The organism is Mesorhizobium sp. G2-6-1 (assembly GCF_055809095.1).
Map to the genome: position 1 here is coordinate 1,964,554 of NZ_CM147896.1, position 23,895 is coordinate 1,988,448.

Here is a 23,895-nt window from a genome sequence, read left to right on the forward strand (position 1 = left end):
ATTGCTCGAACCTCTCAATGCACGGCCGCCGCACATTTTCATGCGTCTGTTCAACGAACGGGCGTCAACGAATTGTTCACCGAACAAGGAAAATGCTTGGCGAAAAGCGCACTAATTACAGAACTGCATAAAATTCTAGCGAATAGGAAAAGGCGAGTTTAGCTGCATGTGGGCGATGGTTTCCCGGGTTTTTCAGGGGACACCAAAATGAACAAATATCTCGCCATCGCTGCGTTCGCTTCCGCGACACTCTGCGCACAATCCGCCCAGGCAGCCAATGCCATTGATATTTCGACCGTAGATATGGTCGCCAACACGGCGCTCTTACAGATCGAGGGCAATGACAATCGCCTTCAGATCACGCAGGACAGTTCCGGCTTTGCTTCCGGAAATACGTTGACGCTCAACATCGAGGGCGATCTGAACGGCGGCCCGCTCGATGCGAATTTTACCGGCGCGGCGCTGAACCCCGGCCTGCAACCGGGAACGATCATCCAGAATGGCCAGGACAACGCCATTGCCATGGAAGTTTTGGGGTCAAATAACCTTTTCGCTGTCGCCCAAAACGGCAACGGGAATATTGTGACCGCATCGATTACTGGTTCGGCGAACCAGGCAAGTGTATTTCAGGTCGGAAATGGTAATATTGCAGGCTTTTCACAGAACGGTATCGGGAATATAGTAAGCATAATGCAGAAGTCGTGGTAACATTGCCTTTGGCGTGACCGCGCAATCTGGCAAGAGGATTCTCGATGTATACAACCCTGTCTCGCAATCTGGTGGCATCTGCAATTCTGTTGGTAACCGGCTGCGGAGTGGCGCTCGCGGGCAACGGCAATACCATCACGATAGAACAGACCAACACGGGGCTGGGCATTGGCAACAGCTTGACGGTAGACCAGTCGCTGGCCAATGGAAGTGGAGTCGGCGGTGCCAGCTTGAATGGTGATAACCAACTCGTGTTGAGCACTACCGCGAAGCAAACCGGCAGCGGCAATACGGCCAACTTGACGATAGAGCGTCTTGGGAATTCCGATGGCGGTCACATCGGACTGTTACAGGACAACAGCAATTCTTTGATGACGCCAAACAATGCGACAATATCCATTCTGGGTGGAGGGTTGGGCCTCGTTTTCCAAGATGGCGGCAATAATCTTGCGACCCTTAATGTCAATGGTTCAAGCGCGGCGGGTAGCATTTACCAGAGCGGCAATGACAACAAAGCGGGGCTGAGTGTATCCGGCTCTGACGCAAGCGGCTCGGTTACTCAAATCGGGAACAGCAGTGACATACACTTATCGGTTTTAGGGGCAGGGACGTCTGCGAGCTACACCGTAATCGGCAGCAATGTCGCCAGTCCTGTGAACGGCGCTCAAGTCATCTCCAACGGCGCGACCGTCACTATCACTCAGACGACACTTCCTTAAACGCGCTGGAGCAGATTGGTGAAGGGTAAGTCCCTCCTTTGGTCCTCGATGATTGGCATGGCTATGCTAGCGCCTGTACCTGCCCTGGCCAGTTCCGCCATCGCCGTCATCAATGTAACAACCACCCAAAACGGCATCCAGATCGTCGGGCAGGCGCTGGCGTTGGCTGATGCGAAAATCTCAGGCGAGTTGAGCATCAGCCGCAAGGGTTCGTCGGGCTCCGTTACCACCAAGCAGGGCGGCGAGTTCGACATGTCAGTGGGGCAAACGGCCGACATCGCACGCGTCGGTGTTTCCTATCAGACGGGCGATTTGCTCGACGTCACGCTGGTTTTGAAGCAGGGCGGGGTTATCGTCTCGCGAACGACTTTGAAAGCTGGCGAAGAATAACTACAAGATCAAGCGTTGGTACTTCATTGCAAAATGAATGCGTGTTAGGAACGCCATGGGCATTACTTGACGTGGGGGTTGGCCATGAAGTCTTCTATTTTTCAAACATTGGTTGTTTTGGTGTCCAGCGCGGTGGCTACACCGGCCCTGGCGCAAAGCGAAGCCGATTTCGTCAAGGCATTTGCCGGAAACTGGCAAATTTTCGACAGTAGTTTTGCGGCCGGTGGGGCTCGATGCGCTCTGACGCTTTCAGATAAGCCTGACAACGGAGCCTATACACTGCAAATCCAGAATTGCGGCGGTGAACTGTCTGGCGCTGCAAAATGGGGAATTGCCGACAACCAATTGGCGCTTTTCGACGAAAAGGGGGTGTATTGGCCCATCTTGGCGGAAATCAGCGCCGCATCAGTGGAACCACGGCTTCGAAAAAACCGATCGTGGTCGACCGGACCGGCGGTCAGGGCATGAGAGAGGTTCTGGCGGCGGCAGTGAAAGCACGTGGCTGTTATTTCCTCGGATTTTCCAGCAAGTGCGCGGCGGATTCACAGTTGGCAAACCCGTTTTCCGGTTCGCCGGAAGCACAGAAGAAGGTCAATGTGATCGTCAATCTCAACGTTCGCTCGGAAGCCCGCGACGATGCCGGCATTGTCGGCGTCGTTCCGCAGAATTCCTGCCTGTCGGTCGAGCATTGCGTGACCGCATCGGACGGGGTCTGGTGCGAAGCAAAATTCGGAGACAAGGACGGATGGATCCGCAAGGCGGCGCTGCGTCAAAACAAATGGCCGGTGGTTACCTTCACCAATAGCTGCGGTTGAAAATTCCGAACTGACTTTATTGGCCGTGGTGCAAATTCTGACCGGGTGCTTCGTTGTGTCAATCCGGGGGATGGCTATCTGCCCGGAGTGCCTGCCTTCGCGTGATCGATCCAGCATGTTCACGACTGCCAAAATGCGTTCGTCGGCATCTTGACGCGTGCCTCAACTGCCTCCAACCAAGTATCGGTGGTCTCGGCAGGCTCCGTCATGAGACGCACGTTTCGCGCTTACGAAAATGTCAATTTATAGTGCAAAATCAGCTTGATAAACCCGATCTTCTGCCAAAATCCAAGTTGGGTGAAAATTCACATCAATATAACCCACGCGCAGTATGCTGATTGTGAGGCTGCTCTGTGAGAGCGTCCGCCGGAGCCGCGCAAAGCCATGCAGCCATCGGATTTCGACGCTGTTCATTTGCCGCCAACAAAACCAGAATCCGGGGCAACGATCTGGTCTATATACGGCTCGGGCGCGGCTGCAAAACAAACGAACAGATGGCGATGGCAGCGGCTACGGTCAATGCCATCCGGTAGTTCTGTTGCAGGTCATATAACAGTCCAGCCAAACCCGGGCCAAGCAGGCCGGCAGCGGCCCAGGCGGTGAAGACCCGTCCGTATATGATCGTGCCAGCCGCAGGGCCGAAGCTTTTGGAAATGAATGCAGGATAGACCGAAATCGCTCCACCATACGTAAAGCCGATAACAGCAAGCCCGATCATCGTCACGGCAAGCTGCGGCAGAAATGCCATCGCAAGGAGCGCTGACGATGACAGGATGGCGAGCGTGGACAGTATCGTCCGACCTCGAAAGCGGTCCAACATCGTTCCGCATAGAAGGCTTCCGAGCATGTTTGACGCTGCGATGACAATCGGTGACGCGACGATCCATTGTGCACTGGCACCAGCCAATCTGGCGATGCCGGTTGCGTGGGCGATCACCATCAATCCAGCCGTGACGGCGCAACCATAGGAAAGCCACAACAGGGCAATCATCTGCCAACGAACATTGGTAGCATGCAACGCGTCATCAGTGGCCTTGTTGTAACGCATTTGCGAGCGTGTGAGCAGGGCAGCGCTGATACCAGTTATCGAGGCAATACTGAATGCCAGCATCGTCAACGCCGCAGTCCAACCGCCCAGGTTCAGCATGGCGTTCAGCGGGACCGGAAAAACAACCGCGCCGAGGGCGTAAGCGGCAGTGACGGCCCCCATCGCCAAGCCTGCTTTCGCAGGCATGGCTTGTGCTGAAAATTGCAGGGCATAGCCGTATCCCAACCCGTTGGCGGTTCCGAACAACAGGCTGTAGCCAATCCAGACCATTGGCACCGATCCGCCTGTCCCGGCTACAAGACAACCTGCCGCGGCAAGGAAACCTGTTCCCAGTGCATATTTGGCCGGGGAAAGTTTCGAATAGACCCGGTGACCCAGCAAAACCGCAAGAGCCAGTGCCATCAGCGCGAAAGAATAGGTCAGACTGGCGGATGTGCGGCTGGTGCCAAAAGTTGTCTCCAGCGCCGGAAGCAATACGGAGAATGAATGCACGGAACCCAGAACGAAGGACAAAAGCATCGTTCCGGCCAACACCAGGATCGGAGCGCCGGTCTCCTCGCCAAAGCTCTCATCGCCTGCCGGATTGAACATTACTTGCGCCGCGATTCGATGAAGGCTTGCAGTGCGGTCCGGGTTTCCTCAGACCGGAAGCAATCGGAGTCATATGCTTCTTCCAATGTCAGGACCGATCCGAAATCTGCATCAGCCGCCATATAAAATGACCGCTTGATATTGCGTAACCCAGTTAGGGGAAGGTTGCGATACGCTCGGAAAGTTCTTCGACAACTGACAGCAACTTGTCGTCTTCGACCACCCGGCTGACCAATCCCACTCGCCGACTTTCGTCTGCGTCCAGCATGTCGGTGGTCAGCGCCATGTCCATTGCCACGCTGAGGCCCACCATGCGGGTCAGCAGCCAGGTAAGCCCACCAGTCGGGCTGAAGCCCAGATAGGCGTCGGGCAAGCCAAACCTGGCTGATTTTCCCGCAATGCGAATATCGCACATCAATGCGATTTCAAGCCCGCCGCCCAGCGCAAAGCCATTGATTGCGCCGATGATCGGTTTGTCGAGTGCTCGCGCCTCGGCCGCCAGGACCTGGTAGAGTGAAGCCGCCTTGCCGAATTCTTCATCCGACATTTTATCCATCGCCTTGATATCGGCACCCACGCTGAAGGCACGACCGGTGCCAATCAAGGTCACCACCCGCACGTCGGGGTCGGCCTTGGCTTCGCGAAATAGCTGCAAGAGTTCTTCTAGATCGGGAATATCAAACGCATTCAACGCTTCGGGCCGGTCGATTGTTGCCCGTAGAACGCCGCTATGGATTTCCTTGCGAATGGCCATGAGTGTTCCTCCCGGCGTTTTCAGATTTCATAATTGCGCAAGACGCGCCTGGTCTTGTGTTCTGATGCGATTGTCCCTTGCGGCACAAGCTCTACCTGCACGGCAAAAGCCGCCTTCACGCGGATGACGTCCTCGGTCTCCCAGATCAGCGCCTCGTGCTGTGAATTGGGCAAATCGCGGGAAACCTCGACCAGCAGACGCGGCGAATAATCGAAGGGGGAGGAAGTCCAACGCCACTTGAAACTCGCCTGTCAGGCGCGGCTGCAGCTCTTGTAAAACTTCCTGGACCGAGGTCGGAAAGATGTTGACCCCCTTGATCACGAACATATCGTCGCTGCGTCCGCGCGTATGGAAGCGCAAACCGGTGCGCCCACACGCACAGGGGCTCGATTGTACTTCGACAAAATCGTGGCTGCGCAGGCGCAATAATGGCGAGGCCTGACGGCGGATCGCGGTATAGACCAACTCGCCGGTCTCACCATCACGCATCTTCTTGACCGCACCGCTGTCCGGATCGATCAGTTCGGCTATCACATAACCCTGCCCGCAGAAGTGCATCCCGTTGCGATGCTTGCATTCGGCGCTCTGGCAACCAAGTTCGGCTATCCCATAAAGGTCATGTGTGGTCATTCCCCAGGTGTTCTCGATCTTCTGACGATAGCCCGGCACCTGAAGCCCTGCCTCTCCCGAGAAGAAACCCTTTCCAATGTTCAAATCCAGCGGGTTGATCCCCGCCTCTGCGGCGACAGCTGCCAGACGCACCGCATAGGAAGGGGTAGAGTAGAGACATTTTTCGCCCGGTAGGTCGGCGAACATATCCAGCAGCGCACGGGACTTTCCGATGCCATAGGCCATTACGGTCGCGCCCAGATGTTCGAACGACATATGGTCCATCACACCGCCGGCATAGATTGAGTAATTGAAGCAGTTCAGTACCAGATCACCGGGGCGGCAACCCATGATCCAAAGGGCGCGTGCGCCCATTTCGTTGTAGGCTTCCACATCCTGTCGGGTCCAGCCAATGCGCATGGGCTTACCACTCGTGCCGCCGGTGCCGACGAGCCGCACGATATCCTCGATCGGAGCGCATTGGTGCGGCCCAATCAAGGCACCTTCGCGCTGGGTCTGGGCCAACTCCTTCTTTTCCGTGAAAGGCAGCTTTTCCAACGCTTCGTGACAAGAAATGTCGCCCGGCCTGATCCCGGCCCGATCCAATTGCCGGCGATAATATTTCGAGGTGGCGTAGAGATATTCGATCTGGCGTGCCAGCAGCGGCGCTTCATATTTGCGCAGTTCCTCCGCAGGCATCGTTTCCAGTTCTTCGCTCCAGAAAGTCCGTTCCATGGCTGCGCCTCTGTTTGGCGTTTCGATGTCCGGATTTTGTTCAGGAAATACATCTTGTGAAGGTTGAAAAATCTTACATTTCGCATACGCTGAGGTTATGGATAGTTTGTCCCGAAACCTGCCACCGCTGCGCGCCCTGCTGGCGTTTGAGGCCGCCGCACGTCATGGCAGCTTCACCAAAGCGGCATACGAACTCAATGTCAGCCAACCAGCGGTCAGCCGTCAGGTTCGCACCCTCGAAGAGGTACTTGATACGCCTTTGTTTTTCGGGAGCACAGACGGGTCACACTGACCGAAGCCGGAAAAACCTATTGTGAGGCAATCGTTCACGGTTTTAACGGCATTCTCGTCGCGGGCCGCAATATCGCCCAGACCGGGGGAGCGGAGCGGGTGACGTTTTATGCCAATTATGGCCTGGCTTCCTATTGGCTGATGCCGCGTCTAGCCAAATTCCAGGTGGCGCACCCCGAAATCGAGATCGCTGTCAGCACTGTGGAAGAGGAGCGGAACCTTGCCGATACGGAGCCAGAGATCGCTATTCGTTTCGGTCGGGGTCGTTGGCCCGATGGTGCAGCGCGGTTGCTGTTTTCGGAAATCGGCTTTCCGGTGTGCAGTTCCGCCTATCTCGAAGCCGCGCCACGCCTGATCTGCGCCAGCGATTTGCAACAGCACCGGTTGCTGCAGATTCGGGCAGCAAAGCAGCCCTGGCTAGACTGGGCGGTGCTTTTGAAAGGTCTTCACGCTAATTTTTCCAGATGCTCCGGCCCGTCTTACAACAATTATACGTTGGCTATTCAGGCGGCGTTAGCCGGGCAAGGCATTGCCATTGGCTGGAAGTATATTGTCGATGATTTTCTTGAACGGGGCTGGCTTGTGAAGCCACTGGACGTGGAGGTGAAAACCGCGTTTGGCTACTATTCGGTTGCGAGCCAGACGGCACAGAATTCCAACGGCGCGAAAATGGTGCTGGACTGGCTGCATCAATAATAAACGCTTCGCTACACCCCTATGTGGAAAAGCAAAGCCAAATGAGTCGTATCAACGTCCTCCGTCACTTAAGCTAGAGAGGAAATTCAGCCAGCGGCCGCCAGGATGGCAGTGCTGACGACGAGGGGCATTACAGATGTTGCGGCGGCGGGCCCGAGATCAACCAGAATCTGCACTTGGATCTGGATAACCATCACGATCTTGTTCACGCAACCGGAACGATGGTGTTCGCATGGCGCACTTGGGCATGCCCTTCCCCGCTTTCGTATAGATGCCATAGCCAAACCCAGTGTGCCAAAATTGTGCCAAAACTGCTTTTGGATGGATTTCGACTAAAGACGAATGGCGAAATAAGTTATTTAAATCAATAGATTATGGCGGAGAGGAGGGATTCGAACCCCCGATGGGCTTGCACCCATGCCGCATTTCGAGTGCGGTGCATTCGACCACTCTGCCACCTCTCCGCGGGTCATGGTCCGCCACTTGGGCGCGGCGCAGTAGATAACGGGAGAATGTGCAGGTTACAAGACCGAATCCTGATGATGCATATATCTTGTCTAGCAGACTGCGGGAGCTTGCGGGCAACCGTGCCTGCGCTTATGAGCAAGGCTGTTGGTGATGGCGCAGCACCATTCGTGCGGCTGCTTGACTTTAAACCGACCCTCGGCTAGTGACAGCGCGCAATCGGCGTGGACAGATTTCCGCGCCGCTTGTCTTTAGAAACCCGCAGACTGACAAAAAGACGGTCGATCCGCTTTGACGGATCATCAAGGCCGACCGAACAGCGAAAGGCAATAAAATGTTCGCAGTCATCAAAACGGGCGGCAAGCAGTATCGCGTTGCCGCCAACGATCTCCTGAAGATCGAAAAAGTCGAAGGCCAGGTTGGCGATATCGTCGAAATCGGTCACGTTCTGGCACATGGCGAAGGCGACGACGTTGTTATCGGCGCGCCGTTCGTTGACGGTGCGATGGTCACCGCTGAGGTTGTGCTGCAAGGCAAGAACCGTACGGTCATCGCATTCAAGAAGCGCCGCCGGCAGAATTCGCGCCGCAAGATCGGTCACCGCCAATTGCTCACCACGGTGCGCATCTCGGAAATCCTGATCGGCGGAGCCAAGGCTTCCAAGAAGGCCGCGGCAAAGGTTGAGGCGAAAGCAGAACCCAAGAAGGCCGAGCCCAAGGCTGAAGCGGCCCCGGCCAAGAAGGTCGAGCCCAAGGCTGAAGCTGCTGCTGCGCCATTGTTCAAAGCACCCAAGGGCGAGCCAGACGATCTGACGACCATCAAGGGCATCGGCCCGGTCGCGGCTGGCCAGCTTCAGGAACAGGGCATCACCACTTTCGCGCAGGTCGCGAAGCTGTCCGATGCGGATGTTGCGAAGATCGATGAGCATATGCCGTTCAGCGCCGAGCAGATTTCGGATTGGCGCGAGCAGGCCAAGGAACTTGCCAAGTAAAGGTCTGGCGAAGAAGTAAGTCGCCAAATCTGGCTTGATCGGACTTGAAACGGAACGCGTGCGCGTTCATAAGGATTACAGGCGTCTTCAAGGACGCAAAGGAGCACTAAGATGGCACACAAGAAAGCTGGCGGTTCGTCGCGCAATGGCCGCGACTCTCATTCCAAGCGCCTTGGCGTGAAGAAGTTCGGTGGTGAAGCAGTCATCGCCGGCAACATCATTATTCGTCAACGTGGCACCCAGTGGCATCCGGGTGTCAATGTTGGCATGGGCAAGGATCACACTCTATTTGCGCTCGACGCGGGTGCGGTGACCTTCAACAAAAAAGCCAACGGCCGAACCTACGTATCGGTAAACCCGATGACGCAGGCCGCGGAGTAGCCGGTTCCGTAATAGAACACCGGCACCCATCTCGGGAACCGGTGTCTGGCAAAGCCAGAAAATGGATCAAGGGGAGATGGGTTTCCATCTCCCCTTTTCTTTGTCTGGAGGACAATGTCATGGTTGCCGAAAAGGAAGACGAAGACGGCGCAAGTTTGCACATCGATTGTCCGGTGTTGCTTACCGAACGGTTGGTGATGCGCCCACCACATGACGAAGACATCGACGATCTGGCCGAACTGGCCAACAATCGATGTGTTGCTGAAATGCTGGCGCGTATGCCCTACCCTTATGGCAAAGCCGAGGCGCGAGCCTTCATTGACAACAGCAAGGCGGGACATCTTGGTGCAGTCTATGCGCTAACTCTGGCCGATAGCGGCGCTTTTGTCGGCAGTGCCGGTCTCAACCAGACGGATAGAGGTCTTGAACTGGGCTATTGGGTTGGTGAGCCGCATTGGGGCAAGGGCTATGCCACCGAAGCGGCGCACGCATTGGTCGATCTAGCTTTCCGTGCCACCGAAGTGACCGCACTTCAGGCATCATGCCGGGTCATCAATCCCGCATCGCGGCGCGTCATCCATAAATGCGGTTTTCAGTATGCCGGTCAGGGTATGCTGAATTCAATCGTCGCCGGAAAAGTGCCGGTTGAACGCTATCGGCTTGATCGGCGCACCTGGTCCAGCCTTCGAAGCTGGGCGCATTCGTGATGGACAGGCGGGTGGGTTCGATCATCCAAACTCAACCCAGACCGGCAGGTGATCCGAGCCGACCGCCTGCCGGTCGACCCAAAGGCGTTTCAGACGTGGCGCGAGCGCCGCACTGGTAAAGCAGTAGTCGATGCGCTTGTGGCGGCTTTTGTCTGCGGGGCGGTCAGGGTCAACCCAGGTGACGAGATCGCTATCGGATGCGCCAAGGCGGACAGCGGCATCAACAGCAAAGCTGGCCGTCAGAGGCAGGCCGAATTCATGATCCGGGCTGCCGACGATGGCGCAATATTCGGGAGAACCGGCCAGCATATTGAAATCACCCATGACGACAAAGGCATCGGGACAGGGTGGTTCGGGCAGGTTGACTTCGGCCAGGCCCGAAAGCCCTCCGCCTTCAAGGGGATAATCCAGCAGGCGCCGGCGCAGGAATTGAATCTGGCTGGCGCGTTCAACGGGACTTCGATGATCAAGATGGGTGGAATAAAAGCGAATGAAGCCGAGGGGCGTTTCAATCAAGGCCTCAAGCGCGCCGCGTTGGAAATTCATGGCCTCATAGCTGCGGGTTCGTGGCAACAGCAGGTTGCGCGACAAGTGGATCGGCGTTTTGGACAGCACCATATTGCCAAGCTGGAACGTCGAGGTTACGGCGCGCCCCTCCTTCATGTGGGAGCCGATATTGGCCTCGAAATTGCTGCCGTAGACTGCGAAATATTCGGGCAAAACCTCATTGATCTCGGCAACCATGTCACGGCCACCATTATTGGGGTTGTTGCGGCAAACCTCCTGGAGCGCAATGACGTCGGCACCGCGCACAGCATCGGCAATGCGCCCGATGTCGTAGCGGCCGTCGAGCCCGACGCCATACTGGATGTTGTAACTCACCAGTCTCATCGCAATATCTCCGTGGCCTCAGACCAAAATCATGTTCATCGACACTCGCACTCGAGCGCACCATAGTTTAGGGAAGCAGTCTCATGAAACTCCGTAAACGCAGAAGTCGAATAATCCGATGAAATTTCTCGATCAGGCCAAAGTCTATATACGCTCTGGCGACGGCGGTGCCGGATCGGTGTCATTCCGGCGTGAAAAATTCATCGAGTTCGGTGGCCCCGATGGCGGCGACGGCGGGCGCGGTGGCGACGTCTGGATCGAAGTGGTCGACGGATTGAATACGTTGATCGACTACCGCTACCAACAGCATTTCAAGGCCAAGACCGGCATTCACGGCATGGGACGCAACATGACCGGGGCCAAAGGCGCGGACGTGGTGCTGAGGGTGCCTGTCGGCACACAGATCATGGCCGAAGACAATGAGACGCTGATCTGCGATATGATTGAGGTTGGCCAAAAATATTTGCTGGCCAAAGGCGGCAATGGCGGCTTTGGCAACCAGCATTTCAAGACATCGACAAACCAGGCGCCGCGCCGCGCCAATCCCGGCCTTGTGGGCGAGGAAATGAATATCTGGCTACGGCTCAAGCTGATCGCCGATGCGGGGTTGGTCGGTTTGCCAAATGCAGGAAAATCGACCTTTCTGGCAGCGGTGAGTGCGGCCAAGCCGAAAATTGCCGACTATCCCTTTACGACCCTGCATCCCGGACTTGGCGTTGCCCGCATCGACGCGCGCGAGTTTGTCATCGCCGATATTCCCGGCCTGATCGAAGGCGCGCATGAAGGGGTTGGCATTGGCGACCGGTTCCTTGGCCATGTCGAGCGTACGCGGGTGCTTTTACATCTCGTCTCGGCGCTGGAGGACAATCCGGGAAAAGCCTACAAGACCGTGCGAGGGGAACTCGACGCCTATGGCAACGGACTTGCCGAGAAAGTGGAAATTGTGGCGCTGTCGCAGGTCGATACGCTTGATGCCGATGCGCGCAAGAAAAAGATCGCCTCGTTGAAACGCGCCGCCGGGCGTGCGCCGATGCTGCTTTCAGCCGTGAGTGGTGAAGGGGTGGAAGCCGTACTTCGTGCGTTGATGTCGGTCGTGGAAGAGGCGCGAACAACAATTGCCACGCCCGTCGATACGCGCTGGCAAGGCTGAATTTGACGATGTCGAAGCTTTCGCGAAACGCAATTCAGTTGCGCTATGGCACCCACTTTCTCTTTGAGGCGCGTGTATGATGACCGATCTGTCATTGCGCACATACCGCCGCATAACGGTGAAGATCGGTTCTGCGCTGCTTGTCGACAGAGAAACCGGGGTCAAGCGCAAGTGGCTGGCATCGCTGGCGGATGACATTGCCGTTCTGGTCGAGAACGGTGTTGAAATTCTTGTCGTATCATCGGGGGCGATTGCGCTCGGGCGCACCATTCTGGGGCTTGGCAAACGGGCGTTGAAACTGGAGGAAAGTCAGGCCGCCGCCGCTGTCGGCCAGATCGCGCTTGCGGGTGCGTGGTCCGATGCGCTTAGCGGTCACAGGCTGAAGTCGGGGCAGGTACTTCTCACACTTGGCGATACGGAAGAGCGGCGTCGTTATCTCAATGCACGCGCAACCATTTCCACGCTGCTCAAAATGAAGGCCGTGCCGGTCATCAATGAAAACGATACAGTGGCGACGTCGGAAATTCGCTACGGCGACAATGACCGGCTGGCTGCGCGGGTTGCAACGATGATGGGGGCCGATCTACTCGTTCTTTTATCCGACATTGACGGGCTTTATTCCGCGCCGCCAGCACTTGATCCGAATGCCAGGTTCATCCCCCTTGTGGAGCGCATTTCGCCAGATATCGAGACGATGGCAGGTGCAGCTGCATCGGTGTTTTCGCGTGGTGGCATGCGTACCAAGCTGGATGCGGGAAAAATCGCGACTACGGCGGGCACGGCCATGATCATCACCGACGGCACACGACAATCGCCCCTGATGGCCATTGAGCGCGGCGAGCGGGCGACCTTGTTCCAACCCAGTTCCCACCCGGTCAAAGGGTATAAGACATGGATTGCCGGGCAACTCGAACCTGCGGGGCAATTGAGCGTCGACGGTGGTGCGGTCAATGCGTTGATGTCGGGCAAATCACTATTGCCGGCAGGCGTGAAGCGGGTAAGCGGCAATTTTGCGCGCGGCGATACAGTGGCGGTTTTGTCGCCGCAAGGGCGCGAGATCGCGCGTGGCCTGGTTGCCTATGATGCTGCTGATGCCGTAAGAATTGCAGGCTTGAGAACAGCGCAGATTGAAACGGTTCTCGGCTATGAAGCACGTTCGGCGATGATTCATCGCGACGACCTGGTGGTCAGTGAGGTTGCGCACGACAGCGCAAGTGGAGAATAAGCCATGCTCGATATGCATGAACAGTCCACGAAAGATACGGTTGCGCTGATGGCCGGGATCGGGCGGCGGGCGCGCGCTTCGGCGCGGGCCCTGGCGATTGCCACCGCCGAGCGCAAATATGCAGCGCTTGTCGGCATGGCGCAGGCGATCAGCCGTGGCGAGCAGGACATTCTCAATGCCAACGCAATCGACATGTCGAATGGCGAAGAGGCCGGCCTGTCGGCTGCACTGCTCGACCGGTTGAAGCTCAATGCAGCACGCATTCGCGCCATGGCTGACGGCATTCGTGCCATTGCCGAACTGCGCGATCCGGTGGGAGAGGTGATTGCTCAATGGGACCGTCCAAACGGGCTTCATATCGAGCGGGTACGTACGCCGCTTGGCGTTATCGGTGTGATCTATGAAAGCCGCCCGAATGTCACTGCCGATGCCGGTGCGTTGTGCCTGAAGGCGGGTAATCCTGTGGTCTTGCGCGGAGGGTCGGATTCCCTGAATTCATCCGCTGCCATTCATGCCTGTCTGGTTGAGGGGCTGAAAGGCGCAAATCTGCCTGAAGATGCCATTCAACTGGTGCCGGTCACGGATCGTGCCGCTGTTGGCGAAATGCTGGCAGGGCTTGGCGGCAATCTCGACGTTATCATTCCGCGCGGCGGGCGCAGCCTTGTCGAGCGGGTTCAAAGTGAAGCACGCGTGCCGGTCTTTGCGCATCTTGAGGGCATCTGTCACCTGTATATAGACAAATCTGCCGGGCTTGAGATGGCCACGGCCATCGCCGTTAACGCCAAGATGCGGCGCACCGGCATTTGCGGTGCGGCCGAGACACTGCTGATCGACAGGGCAGTGGCAGGTTCGCATCTGGTTCCCATCCTTGAGGCGCTACGCGCTGCGGGCTGCGAAATCCGAGCCGATCAGGAGGTTTTGAAGGCCTTTTCAGGTGCCAATCTGGCTACTGAAGCCGATTGGGTCAGCGAATATCTAGACGCCATCATTTCGGTGAAACTCGTTGACGGAGTGGCTGGTGCGATCGACCATATCGAGGCGTTCTCCTCCCACCATACCGAGGCCATCGTTGCCGAAGACAGCAGGGTAGTCGAACGGTTCTTCAATGAGATCGACTCGGCAATCCTGCTGCACAACGCGTCGACACAGTTCGCCGATGGCGGCGAGTTTGGCATGGGTGCAGAAATCGGCATCGCTACCGGCAAAATGCACGCGAGAGGCCCGGTCGGGGTCGAGCAGCTAACGTCCTTCAAATACCGCGTTCGCGGCACCGGCCAGGTTCGCTCGTGAGCATTTTTGCCAACAAGGCTGAACAACGGGCTGCGTGACAATGCCGCTTTCTGCGCCAGCTTCTACATCTGGGCTCTCACGCCAATTGCTGCGCATGCCCTATGTCGAGAAGGGTATGCAGGTGGGGCTTTTCGGCGGTTCATTCAATCCGCCTCATGCCGGTCATGCGCTGGTCGCGGAGATTGCGCTGAGACGCCTTGCGCTCGATCAGCTCTGGTGGATCGTCACGCCTGGAAACCCGCTGAAAAATTCGCGCGAACTGGCACCGCTCTCCAGGCGTATCGACCTTTCCCGGCAGATCGCCACGGATCCGCGCATCAAGATCACCGCGTTCGAGGCGGCAAACCATGTTCGCTTTACCGCCGACACGCTGGCATTGGTGCGGGCAAGGAACCCCGGTGTCGATTTTGTCTGGATCATGGGAGCCGACAGCCTGCGCGATTTCCATCGCTGGCAACGCTGGCGCCAGATCATGATGACCTTCCCCATCGCGGTTGTTGACCGGCCCGGCTCAACGCTGGCCTTTCTTTCCTCGGCGGTTGCGAAAACCTTCGATTATGCGCGCATCGACGAGGCCGATGCGCCACGTCTTGCACGCATGAAAGCGCCAGCCTGGACGTTTATCCATGGCCCGCGATCAATCTTGTCGTCCAGCGCGATCAGATCGGCCACACCATCATGATTTGACCGTCGACATGTCGCTTTTGTGGCTGTTTTCTGGTGTTTTGTGGTGAATGATTTCGCCATGAATCTGACCGTCGACATTGAGGCTGGAGCGCCAAAGCAAGACCAACCCGGACAGCCCGCGCCGGTTATCGCGATTGCCAGCATTATCCTTTCAATGGGACTTGTGGCGATCGGCAATGGCTTGATGTTTGCCTATATTCCGGTGCGCCTCGGTGCCGAGGGTTTTGACCCGACCTGGGCGGGATTGATCGTGACCGGGCTATCGGCGGGGGGATTGGCCGGCTGTATCTTTACCGGGCCGCTTGTGCGCCGCGTTGGCCATGCACGCGTCTTCATGGTGTTATCGGCACTGATCGTGTTGTCCAACGCGCTGGTCGGCACGGGAACCTATCCTTTGCTGTGGATCGGGGCACGCGCTCTTTACGGCTTTGCCATATGCGGCCTGTTTATCGTTGCGCAGAGTTGGTTGAACGATGTCATCGACAGCTCGATACGCGGGCGGGTCACGGCGGTGTTCTATGTTACCTACACCGTCGGGCTTGGCATTGGTTATTATGCGCTTGCGCTGGTCAATATCGCCTCTGCCGAAGCGTCCTTGATTGGTATTGCTTTTACGGCCCTGTCTATCCTTCCTGTCGGCTTGACGCGGCTGGCGCAACCTCCCGCACCTCTTGCGGCGTCGATCGGTCTCAAGAAGGCGTGGCGAATTTCACCAGTGGGTCTGGCCGCCATGCTTGCGGTTGGCGGAATGTCCATGAGCATTTCCGGTTTTGCTCCCATCCATGCGACCGCCAAGGGATATAGCCAATCCGATGTGGCGCTGCTGCTTTCATGCATGCCGCTGGGCACGCTGTTACTGCAACTGCCGCTCGGCTGGATCTCCGACCGAACCGACAGGCGCTTTGTGCTCATAGGTGCATCCGCTCTTGCGGCCGTTGGCGGCTTTCTGGCCATCGGCTTCGATGGCGCGACGCTGGGGCTGTTGATTGCGATCTATATCGTGTGGGACGGTGCAGCCGAATCCATCTACGCACTTGGCAGCGCCCACGCCAATGATCGTGCCGACAAGGATGATCTGGTCACGCTGTCGAGTTCGCTGCTGTTTGCATGGTCGCTGTCGGGGTTCGTTGTTCCCGCGCTGGTGACATTACTCTCCGTATTCCTGGGCACTTCGGCCTTCATCTATGTTGCCCTCGTCATTGCCTTGGCTTTTCTGGCCTTCGTGGTTTTGCGGGTTGTCACGACAGAACCGGTGCCGGCAGACGAAACCGGCAATTTTGCGCCGATGACGGCCCAGGCGCCGCTTTCTGCGGAACTCGTCTTTCCCGTGGACGAGGAGATTTAGCGCGGGCTCGATTAAATGGCGAAAGCCGGTTGTTGTGATGCCGGTTGCTTTTTGTGAAGCGTCAGCCTATATCGCCGGTCTTGGCTGCGCCCATCGTCTAGCGGTCAGGACGGCGCCCTCTCACGGCGCAAACAGGGGTTCGATTCCCCTTGGGCGTACCAATTTTTTCATGATTTGCAGAATGATCAGTATTTGAACGGTTGATGGCCGCTTGGGGTGGTACGCGGTTACGAGACGTTCATAATCGCTGAGCTACGAAGCTTGCGTCCGATTCGTTGGAACAGGAACGTCATGAACAAAGCCCTTTCATCATTTGCATTGGTTGCAGTGTTTGCCGCCCTTCTCATGGCGCTGAGCCTTACTGTTGCGAGACATGGCTATCCATTCGGCGTGGTCGGGATGAAGCGGCTGGACAGCATTGCCGATGCCGCCACTTTCATGCCTCTTGCCGCTGTCTATTTCTTCTGCGCGATGTTGATGATGGTCTTGCCGATCAGGGTTGCCAGCGTGGTCTTGATACATGCTGCCGATGCTGCCTTCTGGTGTATTGTCTTCCTGTTTGCGGCCATTGTCGGCAGCCTTGCCGCCAAATGGGCGTTTGGCCAAAGCAGCGCGCCATGGACGCTGATGAACTGGCGCTTCCTGTTTGTCGCTGCTGTCGTGGCATGCCATCTTCTGATGAACGCGCTCCGGCGCAACATTCTGCTTCGCAGCCTGTTTTTTGTTGTTTTCGCCGCAGCCATGCTGGCCAGCCTGTTCTGGTCCTTTACGCTTTAAGAGCTTTGTTTTGTGCATGTCGTTGTCCCAAAACCGCTGTACACTTTTGGGCGACATGCACTAGGGGTTCAGGTGACGCGTCGAGGCCGACGAAGATATCTGTGCGATGCTGCCCAGGAGGATATAGTCGTGAGTTTCGTGGAAAGTAGCCGTGATGGCGGGATCGCTGTCCTGACCATCAACAATCCGCCGGTGAACGCGTTGAGCTTTCACGTCCGCGAACCGCTCCTGAAGGCGCTGGACGAGTTGGCGGCAGATCCGTCCGTTTCGGCTCTCGTGTTGACTTGCGCGGGGCGGACTTTCGTTGCGGGTGCCGACATTTCCGAATTCGGCAAGCCGATGCAGGCACCGGAGCTTCGCGATTTGATCGCCGCACTGGAGAGCTTTGGCAAGCCGGTGGTGGCAGCCATTCACGGTACGGCACTTGGTGGCGGTTTGGAACTGGCCCTGGGGTGTCATTTTCGCGTTGCGGATGCCGGGGCAAAACTTGGTCTTCCCGAGGTGAAGCTCGGCCTCTTGCCGGGTGGAGGCGGCACTGTTCGACTTCCGCGCCTTATCGGTGGAACCAAAGCGCTCAAGATGATTGTCTCAGGAGTGCCCGTAGCGGCAGCGGCCGCTTTTCTGACGGGTTGGTCGACGCGGTTTGCGATGGCGATCTTGTTGAAAGTGCCGTTGCTTTTGCGCGTGAAAGAACAATGGATGGCAAGCCGCTAACACCTGTTCGAGATCGCGTCGAGAAAATAGCCAACACCGATCTCGCGGCCTTCGATGCCGAGGTGGCTGAACTCACCAGAAAGGCACGCGGGCTTGAAGCGCCGCTTGCCTGCGCGCAATCCGTGCGCAATGCCTTGACCCTGCCGTTTGATGAAGCGCTTGCCAGGGAACGGGAAAGCTTCGCGAAACTGGTGTCCGGGGAACAATCCAGGGCTCAGCGGCATTTGTTCTTTGCCCAGCGCGAGGCCACCAAAGTCCCCGGACTTGGCAAGGATGTGCAGCCTCGCACTGTTGAGCGTGTCGGGATCATCGGTTCTGGGACGATGGGGGGTGGCATCGCCATGGCCTTCGTCAATGGCGGTATTCCGGTGACGCTTCTCGACGCCAGCCAAGAGGCGCTGGCGCGTGGCAAGTCGATGATCGAGAAGAATTATTCGATTTCGGTGGCGCGCGGCTCGTTGACGCAAGACGTCAAATCGAGCCGCATGGCGCAATTCTCGCTGACCACCGACTATGGCGACCTTGCCGATTGCGACCTTCTGATCGAGGCGGTCTTTGAGGATATGGCTGTCAAGAAAGAGGTTTTCGGCAAGCTTGATGCGGTCGCAAAAGCGGGCGCTGTGCTTGCCACAAACACGTCCTATCTCGACGTCAACGAGATTGCCGCATCGACCGGTCGTCCGCAGGATGTGGTGGGATTACACTTTTTTCGCCTGCCAATGTCATGAAACTGCTCGAAATCGTGCGTGGTGCAAAAACCGCTCCCGAGATACTGGCAACGGCACTTGGCGTTGCCAAACGTATCGGCAAGGCGGCGGTTGTTGTTGGCGTCAGTCACGGGTTCGTCGGCAATCGGATGCTTGTCGCCCGGTCAGCCGAGAACGAACATCTGCTTCTCGAAGGTGCATCGCCTGAAAATATCGACAAGGCCTTTACCGATTTCGGCTGGCCGATGGGTCCATTTCAGATGGGGGATCTGGCGGGGCTGGATATCGGTTGGAAGAACCGCAAGGCGCAGGGCAAGACGGCTATCATCGCAGACAGGTTGTGTGAGGAAGGCCGGTTCGGTCAAAAGACAGGCAAGGGCTGGTATGTCTATGAGGCGGGATCACGCACCCCGGTGCCTGACCCCGCTATCGATACGTTGATCGAGGAAAAAGCACGCGAACAGGGCGTCAGTCGTCGGGCCATATCGGCTGACGAAATCGTTGAGCGCACGCTCTATCCGATGGTCAATGAAGCGGCGAAAATTCTCGAAGAAAATATTGCCGCACGCGCCTCCGACATAGATGTCGTGTGGGTCAATGGCTATGGATTCCCTGTGGGCAAGGGAGGCCCGATGTTCTGGGCCCAAGCGCGCGGCCTGCCGCATATCATTGAACGTCTCCAGTACTGGCATGAACAGACAGGTCGGGAGATTTTCAGACCGACGCCGCATCTGAACCACCTGTCTCGGTAGGAACCGGGCTCTATCGGAGGCTGGCGTTTGGAACCGCTTTGCCTGCCATGCGTTCTTCTCAACCCAGAATGAGGAGCAAACGTCATGGCCACACCAGCGGAAAAGAAGGTTCAGGACATCGTTGATAATGCGAAGCTGACACGCGAGCAAAAAATCGAGAAGTTGCGTGCTATCGAAACCGAAGCGCGGGCTCTGCAGCGGGCAGCGTCGGAAAGTACGATGGACGATGATGATGGCTGGCAAGATGAGTTGCGCCAGGCCCGCGTTGCACTGGACGCATTTGGTGCCGACCAGACCAGGACAGGCGCGGCCTCGCTTTGAGTGTGTTCTGGAACACTTCCAGGAAAACCGTGCAGCCGTTTTCCGTCCGGGAATGCGGAAAAACAAATACTTGGGGAAATTTCGGGAGAGGTGCGCAGCGGTTTCCGCATTTATTGACAAATAACGATCACGCGCCCGCCCGTTTCGTGCGCATTGCCACAATTCAGCGGCTTGGTGGGTCGGGTTTTGCCTGTCGCTTTATTCTGCGAGCGACGGGTGCCATTATTCGCTTTCTTTCCGCTTGTGCTTGGCGTGGGTGGAGCAGCAACCGGAAAGACGTTTGAACCACTGGCGACGGCTGGTGTTTGTGTTGGTGTCGGCCCCTTGTCCCAGGCTCGCCTTACGTCGATCTGCTTTGGAATCATGACGGTGCCGTCGCTGGTGCGCGTGCAGCCAACTGTTGCCAGAAGAAGGTTGGTCATCAGACAGAACGAGATTTTTTCAAATCTGACCATTGATCGCACCGAAACACCGTCGATAACGGTTATTACAAGCAACCCGGCTTAGTGGGCCAGACATGCGCCATGCCTGCTTTTCCTGTCAAGTTTAGCTGATCCTTAAGTGTTCTGCTTCAAATTTCTTCAACGCGTTGCGTGGGGCGACGATTAGCGTGCTTTTTTGGCAATATGGCCATGGGGAATGGGGATGGACCATCCGACAAAGCCGTCGACGGTAAATTTGGCGAGGTGAGTTCGTTGCCAGAACAGACGACTGCGTCGAAACAATATCTGGATTCGGTGGATACTCTTCGAGAATTAATCGAACTCGGTTCCGATTGGCTTTGGGAGACCGATGCCGACCTCAGATTTTCGTGGCTTTCAGAGAATTACCAGGACGCAACAGGGCTCGACCCGGCGGCTGTGCTTGGGCGTTTCCGTTTCGATTTCCTCGAACAGGCCCAACAAGGCAACCCCAGTGCCATTGCCCATATGGAAGATTTACAGGCGCGCCGACCATTTCGTGATTTCATCTATGAACTGAAAGGGGCTCGTCCGGCGTGTCATTGGGTTTCGGTTACAGGCGTCCCACGGTTCGATGCCGATTCAATGTTCATCGGGTATCGTGGCATCGGGCGCAATGTGACGGCGCTGGCCGGCATGATGCCGGAGTTGAAGAGTGCGACGGCGCGCGCTGATGCGCATCATGAGGCCCGACGATTGATGCTGGCGCTCAATGAACTGAGCGATGCGGTCTGCCTTTATGACGAGAATAATGTGCTTGTACTGCACAATGAAGCGATGCTTTCCATGTATGGCGGGCTGGCCGATATGGTCCATCCGGGCGTGAACTTCGAAACGTTGATCGATACCGGCCTGGAGCGCGACCTTTGGGATACCGAAGGGCTGGACGCTTCGGCATGGCGCGGCGTGGTTCTGGGCAAACGTCGTGACCTGTCCGGTTCTTCGTCAATGCTGCGTTTCAAGGATGGTCGCTTGATCATGCATCGTGAAGCACGGGCAGAAGACGGCGGCGTCATATCCATCTGCACGGATGTCACCGAGCTTGAGACCCGTCGCACGGAAGTCTTATTGGCTGAAGAGCGTGGTCACGATTTACTCTGCGATCTTGAACGCGTCATCAACTCCATCAATATGGGCCTTGTGATCGTCGATGCGGATCTCAAGACGGAGATCGTAAATCGCGCTTTTTACGACATTTGGAAGGTGACCAGCGAGCATGTTGCTCCGGGAATCTCGTTTCGCACTTTGCTGGACGAAAACCGCCGGATATGCCTTGGCGATGCTTCCGATCAAGTGTGGGATGATTACATCGCCTCGCGGTTGGCGGAAGTCAGCGCAGGCGACGGACAGCCGCGTGAATTCACACGGGCTGACGGTCGCAGCTTGATCTACTCGGTCACGACGCTCAGTCACGGCAAGCGGTTGATCTCCTATTACGACATCACCGACCTGAAGGCGCGGGAAAAAACGCTGGGCGAGAGTTTGAACCAGGTTGCCCTGTTTCATCATGTCATGGACGAGTTGCCGGTCTCGGCCTTCACCAAATCCGTCGACCGCAAGATCGAATTCGTCAACAAGGCATGGTGCGCACTCACCGGATTTTCCAAGGACGAGGCCATCGGGCGTACCGAAAGCGAGCTATTTGGAAACGAGTATGGGCTTGTCCATGATGGCGCCGATGCAGAAGTGGCGCGCACCGGCATCCTTCAGGAAATCGAAGAGGATTTCACGCAGCGCGATGGCACGGTGCGGCAATTATTGACGCGCAAAAGCCGGCTGGTTGCCAAGGATGGCTCGACGCATCTGGTCGCGTCGAGCGCAGACATTTCCGTGCTCATGCAACGGGAAGCCGAGTTGGATGAGGCGCGTGAGCGGGCCGTTCTCGCCGATCGGGCCAAATCCGAATTCCTTGCCAATATGAGTCATGAAATCCGCACACCCATGAACGGTGTTCTTGGTATGGCGGAACTGTTGGCAAAATCCGATCTCGATCCGAAGCAAAAGACTTTTACCGACATTATCGTCAAGTCGGGCAATACGCTGCTGACCATCATCAACGACATTCTCGATTTCTCGAAGATCGATGCCGGTCAACTCGTTCTTGATTGTGCGCCGCTCAACATCAGCGAAGCGATTGAGGATGCAACAACGCTGATGGCGAGCGCCGCCAAGGAAAAGGACATCGAGATTATCGTTCGTGTCAATCCTGATCTCGAAGGATCGTTCATCGGCGACGCTGCCCGCATTCGCCAGATCGTGATGAATTTGTTGGGCAATGCGGTCAAATTTACCGACAAGGGACATGTCCTTGTCGAGGTCAATGGCGAGGATGCAGGTTCGGATACGAAGCTTTGTATCTCGGTTACAGATACCGGCATCGGTATTGCCAAGGATAAACTCGCCCTGATCTTCGATAAATTCAGCCAGGTTGACGCCTCGTCGACGCGCCGCCACGAAGGTACGGGACTGGGTCTTGCTATTTCCTCGCGTCTCGTCGGCCTCATGGGCGGAGAAATGGGCGTTGACAGCGCAGAGGGTAGAGGATCGACCTTCTGGTTCAACATGACTTTGCCGCGGAGCAATCGCCCGACCCCAAAACGCAATATGCCGGTGGATGTGAGCGGATCGCGAATATTGATCGTCGACAACAATGCCATCAACCGTTCTATCCTGAGCGAGCAGATGGCAGCATGGGCATTCGACGCATGTGCCGCCGAAAGCGCGGAAGAGGGTCTGAAGGTTCTCGAGGTTGCGGCAATCCATGGTGTTCCGGTCGATTGTGTCATTCTCGACTACCAGATGCCCACAATGAACGGGATGGAGATGGCACGCATTATTCGCAGCGCGGCGAGTTATGCAGACACACCGATCCTCTTGCTGACATCGGTTGACCAGCCGCTTGCCAGCGCCGATTATCACGATCTGGGTATCGATGCCCACCTCGTCAAGCCGGCGCGTGCATCTGCTCTTGTGGAAACTCTTGTCGCGCTTATCCAGCGTCGGCGCGCGGCAAAGATTGGGCTGCTTGCAGATGATTTCGCGTATCCAAGCGAAGCTGAGATTTATGAGATAGAGCAGCTTCAGCCGGTTTCGGCGGTAATTGCGAGTGTGTCGCCGTCCAGCGTGGCGCGGCCGCAATCCAGTGACGATGAGGGTTGTGATCTGGATATTCTCGTTGTCGAAGACAATGAGGTAAACCAGCTGGTCTTTACCCAGATCCTGCATGAAAGCGGCTATCGTTTCCAGGTGGTTGATAACGGCCGCAAGGCAATCGACGCCTTTGCAAGACTCAAACCTCGCATGATCCTGATGGATGTTTCGATGCCGGAAATGAATGGGATCGAGGCCACGGGGATCATTCGCCAGCAGGAAAGTGCGCAGGGAGCGCATGTTCCCATTGTCGGCGTCACTGCTCATGCGTTGAAGGATGATCGCGAGCGCTGTCTTGAAGCGGGTATGGACGATTATTTGTCGAAACCCATCAGCCCCAAGGCATTGATGGCGAAAGTCGAGCGCTGGCTTAGCCAGAATGACACAGATCGACACGGTATAGCCTAAAGCACATCGCGGGATCATTTCGCGTCGCCGTCAAAAATTCCAGAATACTGGACAGGAAACCGCTTCGCATTTTCTCCGGAATTTCGCCAATGTAGAGGGCTGCGGTATGCCGTCCTC

The 23,895-nt window shown here is 56.7% G+C and carries 25 protein-coding genes, 2 tRNA genes and 1 pseudogene; 23 read left to right on the forward strand and 5 right to left on the reverse strand.

All coding sequences use genetic code 11. The features are described from left to right. Nucleotides 1-207: 207 nt before the first annotated feature. The 5 genes from AC0L7S_RS09475 to AC0L7S_RS09495 all read left to right on the forward strand — a co-directional run bounded on the left by AC0L7S_RS09475 (nucleotide 208) and on the right by AC0L7S_RS09495 (nucleotide 2,632). Nucleotides 208-708, forward strand: coding sequence for a hypothetical protein (locus AC0L7S_RS09475; RefSeq protein WP_473474088.1), 501 nt, complete (start codon nucleotides 208-210; stop codon nucleotides 706-708). Between the two features lie 44 nt (nucleotides 709-752). Beyond that, nucleotides 753-1,427, forward strand: coding sequence for a hypothetical protein (locus tag AC0L7S_RS09480; RefSeq protein ID WP_473474089.1), 675 nt, complete (start codon nucleotides 753-755; stop codon nucleotides 1,425-1,427). A 57-nt stretch (nucleotides 1,428-1,484) separates the two neighbouring features. Continuing rightward, the gene (gene csgH, locus AC0L7S_RS09485; protein WP_473474090.1) at nucleotides 1,485-1,817 is read left to right on the forward strand and encodes a curli-like amyloid fiber formation chaperone CsgH; all 333 of its coding nucleotides are present in this window, start codon (nucleotides 1,485-1,487) and stop codon (nucleotides 1,815-1,817) included. A gap of 84 nt (nucleotides 1,818-1,901) precedes the next feature. Beyond that, the gene (locus AC0L7S_RS09490; RefSeq protein WP_473474091.1) at nucleotides 1,902-2,285 is read left to right on the forward strand and encodes a hypothetical protein; all 384 of its coding nucleotides are present in this window, start codon (nucleotides 1,902-1,904) and stop codon (nucleotides 2,283-2,285) included. Next, nucleotides 2,282-2,632 carry an SH3 domain-containing protein gene (locus AC0L7S_RS09495; protein WP_473474092.1) on the forward strand — a complete coding sequence of 117 codons (351 nt, stop codon included), beginning with the start codon at nucleotides 2,282-2,284 and terminating at the stop codon, nucleotides 2,630-2,632. Before AC0L7S_RS09490 ends, AC0L7S_RS09495 begins: the two co-directional genes overlap by 4 nt. Before the next feature lie 454 nt (nucleotides 2,633-3,086). Here the strand turns inward: AC0L7S_RS09495 and AC0L7S_RS09500 are convergent, their stop codons facing one another. The 3 genes from AC0L7S_RS09500 to AC0L7S_RS09510 form a co-directional block, all read right to left on the reverse strand. Then, nucleotides 3,087-4,271, reverse strand: a complete 1,185-nt coding sequence (locus AC0L7S_RS09500; protein ID WP_473474093.1) for an MFS transporter — start codon at nucleotides 4,269-4,271, stop codon at nucleotides 3,087-3,089. 154 nt (nucleotides 4,272-4,425) lie between these two features. After that, on the reverse strand, nucleotides 4,426-5,025 hold the full coding sequence (locus AC0L7S_RS09505; protein WP_473474094.1) for an enoyl-CoA hydratase/isomerase family protein: 600 nt from the start codon (nucleotides 5,023-5,025) through the stop codon (nucleotides 4,426-4,428). Between the two features lie 27 nt (nucleotides 5,026-5,052). Continuing rightward, nucleotides 5,053-6,369, reverse strand: coding sequence for a phenylacetate--CoA ligase family protein (locus tag AC0L7S_RS09510; RefSeq protein WP_473474095.1), 1,317 nt, complete (start codon nucleotides 6,367-6,369; stop codon nucleotides 5,053-5,055). A gap of 97 nt (nucleotides 6,370-6,466) precedes the next feature. Here AC0L7S_RS09510 and AC0L7S_RS09515 point away from each other — a divergent pair, with 97 nt between their 5' ends. Together AC0L7S_RS09515 and AC0L7S_RS09520 are read left to right on the forward strand one after the other, a co-directional pair. After that, nucleotides 6,467-6,661, forward strand: a complete 195-nt coding sequence (locus tag AC0L7S_RS09515) for a LysR family transcriptional regulator (protein WP_473474096.1) — start codon at nucleotides 6,467-6,469, stop codon at nucleotides 6,659-6,661. A 98-nt stretch (nucleotides 6,662-6,759) separates the two neighbouring features. Next, entirely contained in the window at nucleotides 6,760-7,356 is a 597-nt protein-coding gene (locus tag AC0L7S_RS09520; RefSeq protein WP_473474097.1) for a LysR substrate-binding domain-containing protein, read from the forward strand. A gap of 375 nt (nucleotides 7,357-7,731) precedes the next feature. On the opposite strand, the gene AC0L7S_RS09525 is transcribed toward AC0L7S_RS09520, so the two are convergent. Then, a tRNA-Ser gene (locus AC0L7S_RS09525) sits at nucleotides 7,732-7,820 on the reverse strand. 335 nt (nucleotides 7,821-8,155) lie between these two features. Here AC0L7S_RS09525 and AC0L7S_RS09530 point away from each other — a divergent pair. The 3 genes from AC0L7S_RS09530 to AC0L7S_RS09540 all read left to right on the forward strand — a co-directional run bounded on the left by AC0L7S_RS09530 (nucleotide 8,156) and on the right by AC0L7S_RS09540 (nucleotide 9,900). After that, complete coding sequence (locus AC0L7S_RS09530) at nucleotides 8,156-8,812, forward strand: 50S ribosomal protein L21 (protein ID WP_473474098.1); 657 nt, start codon at nucleotides 8,156-8,158, stop codon at nucleotides 8,810-8,812. Between the two features lie 111 nt (nucleotides 8,813-8,923). Beyond that, complete coding sequence (rpmA, locus tag AC0L7S_RS09535) at nucleotides 8,924-9,193, forward strand: 50S ribosomal protein L27 (RefSeq protein ID WP_473474099.1); 270 nt, start codon at nucleotides 8,924-8,926, stop codon at nucleotides 9,191-9,193. A 119-nt stretch (nucleotides 9,194-9,312) separates the two neighbouring features. Continuing rightward, nucleotides 9,313-9,900: a GNAT family N-acetyltransferase gene (locus AC0L7S_RS09540; RefSeq protein ID WP_473474100.1), complete on the forward strand. Its 588-nt coding sequence runs from the start codon at nucleotides 9,313-9,315 to the stop codon at nucleotides 9,898-9,900. Between the two features lie 21 nt (nucleotides 9,901-9,921). On the opposite strand, the gene AC0L7S_RS09545 is transcribed toward AC0L7S_RS09540, so the two are convergent. Next, nucleotides 9,922-10,791 (reverse strand): endonuclease/exonuclease/phosphatase family protein, encoded by an 870-nt coding sequence (locus AC0L7S_RS09545; protein ID WP_473474101.1) that lies wholly within the window; start codon nucleotides 10,789-10,791, stop codon nucleotides 9,922-9,924. A gap of 118 nt (nucleotides 10,792-10,909) precedes the next feature. Between AC0L7S_RS09545 and obgE the strand changes: the two genes are divergently transcribed. The 13 genes and pseudogenes from obgE to AC0L7S_RS09610 all read left to right on the forward strand — a co-directional run bounded on the left by obgE (nucleotide 10,910) and on the right by AC0L7S_RS09610 (nucleotide 23,778). Continuing rightward, complete coding sequence (gene obgE, locus AC0L7S_RS09550; RefSeq protein WP_473474102.1) at nucleotides 10,910-11,941, forward strand: GTPase ObgE; 1,032 nt, start codon at nucleotides 10,910-10,912, stop codon at nucleotides 11,939-11,941. Nucleotides 11,942-12,020: 79 nt separating this feature from the next. Continuing rightward, nucleotides 12,021-13,166, forward strand: coding sequence for a glutamate 5-kinase (gene proB / locus AC0L7S_RS09555; protein ID WP_473474246.1), 1,146 nt, complete (start codon nucleotides 12,021-12,023; stop codon nucleotides 13,164-13,166). Nucleotides 13,167-13,169: 3 nt separating this feature from the next. Then, a complete protein-coding gene (locus tag AC0L7S_RS09560) occupies nucleotides 13,170-14,456 on the forward strand; it encodes a glutamate-5-semialdehyde dehydrogenase (protein ID WP_473474103.1) in 1,287 nt (428 codons plus the stop codon). Nucleotides 14,457-14,550: 94 nt separating this feature from the next. Beyond that, a complete protein-coding gene (locus tag AC0L7S_RS09565; protein ID WP_473474247.1) occupies nucleotides 14,551-15,138 on the forward strand; it encodes a nicotinate-nucleotide adenylyltransferase in 588 nt (195 codons plus the stop codon). Nucleotides 15,139-15,201: 63 nt separating this feature from the next. Then, a complete protein-coding gene (locus AC0L7S_RS09570) occupies nucleotides 15,202-16,488 on the forward strand; it encodes an MFS transporter (protein ID WP_473474104.1) in 1,287 nt (428 codons plus the stop codon). 86 nt (nucleotides 16,489-16,574) lie between these two features. Next, a tRNA-Glu gene (locus AC0L7S_RS09575) sits at nucleotides 16,575-16,649 on the forward strand. A 130-nt stretch (nucleotides 16,650-16,779) separates the two neighbouring features. Beyond that, nucleotides 16,780-17,265, forward strand: a complete 486-nt coding sequence (locus AC0L7S_RS09580) for a hypothetical protein (RefSeq protein ID WP_473474105.1) — start codon at nucleotides 16,780-16,782, stop codon at nucleotides 17,263-17,265. A 129-nt stretch (nucleotides 17,266-17,394) separates the two neighbouring features. Further along, nucleotides 17,395-17,979 (forward strand): enoyl-CoA hydratase/isomerase family protein, encoded by a 585-nt coding sequence (locus AC0L7S_RS09585; RefSeq protein WP_473474107.1) that lies wholly within the window; start codon nucleotides 17,395-17,397, stop codon nucleotides 17,977-17,979. A gap of 341 nt (nucleotides 17,980-18,320) precedes the next feature. Further along, nucleotides 18,321-19,018: pseudogene (locus AC0L7S_RS09590) on the forward strand (3-hydroxyacyl-CoA dehydrogenase family protein); the annotation flags it as partial. Between the two features lie 189 nt (nucleotides 19,019-19,207). Continuing rightward, nucleotides 19,208-19,438 carry a 3-hydroxyacyl-CoA dehydrogenase family protein gene (locus AC0L7S_RS09595; RefSeq protein ID WP_473474248.1) on the forward strand — a complete coding sequence of 77 codons (231 nt, stop codon included), beginning with the start codon at nucleotides 19,208-19,210 and terminating at the stop codon, nucleotides 19,436-19,438. Nucleotides 19,439-19,522: 84 nt separating this feature from the next. After that, on the forward strand, nucleotides 19,523-19,759 hold the full coding sequence (locus tag AC0L7S_RS09600) for a hypothetical protein (protein ID WP_473474108.1): 237 nt from the start codon (nucleotides 19,523-19,525) through the stop codon (nucleotides 19,757-19,759). Nucleotides 19,760-19,975: 216 nt separating this feature from the next. Next, nucleotides 19,976-20,266, forward strand: coding sequence for a hypothetical protein (locus tag AC0L7S_RS09605; RefSeq protein ID WP_473474109.1), 291 nt, complete (start codon nucleotides 19,976-19,978; stop codon nucleotides 20,264-20,266). Between the two features lie 125 nt (nucleotides 20,267-20,391). Next, the gene (locus AC0L7S_RS09610) at nucleotides 20,392-23,778 is read left to right on the forward strand and encodes a PAS domain-containing hybrid sensor histidine kinase/response regulator (protein WP_473474110.1); all 3,387 of its coding nucleotides are present in this window, start codon (nucleotides 20,392-20,394) and stop codon (nucleotides 23,776-23,778) included. Nucleotides 23,779-23,895: the final 117 nt, after the last annotated feature.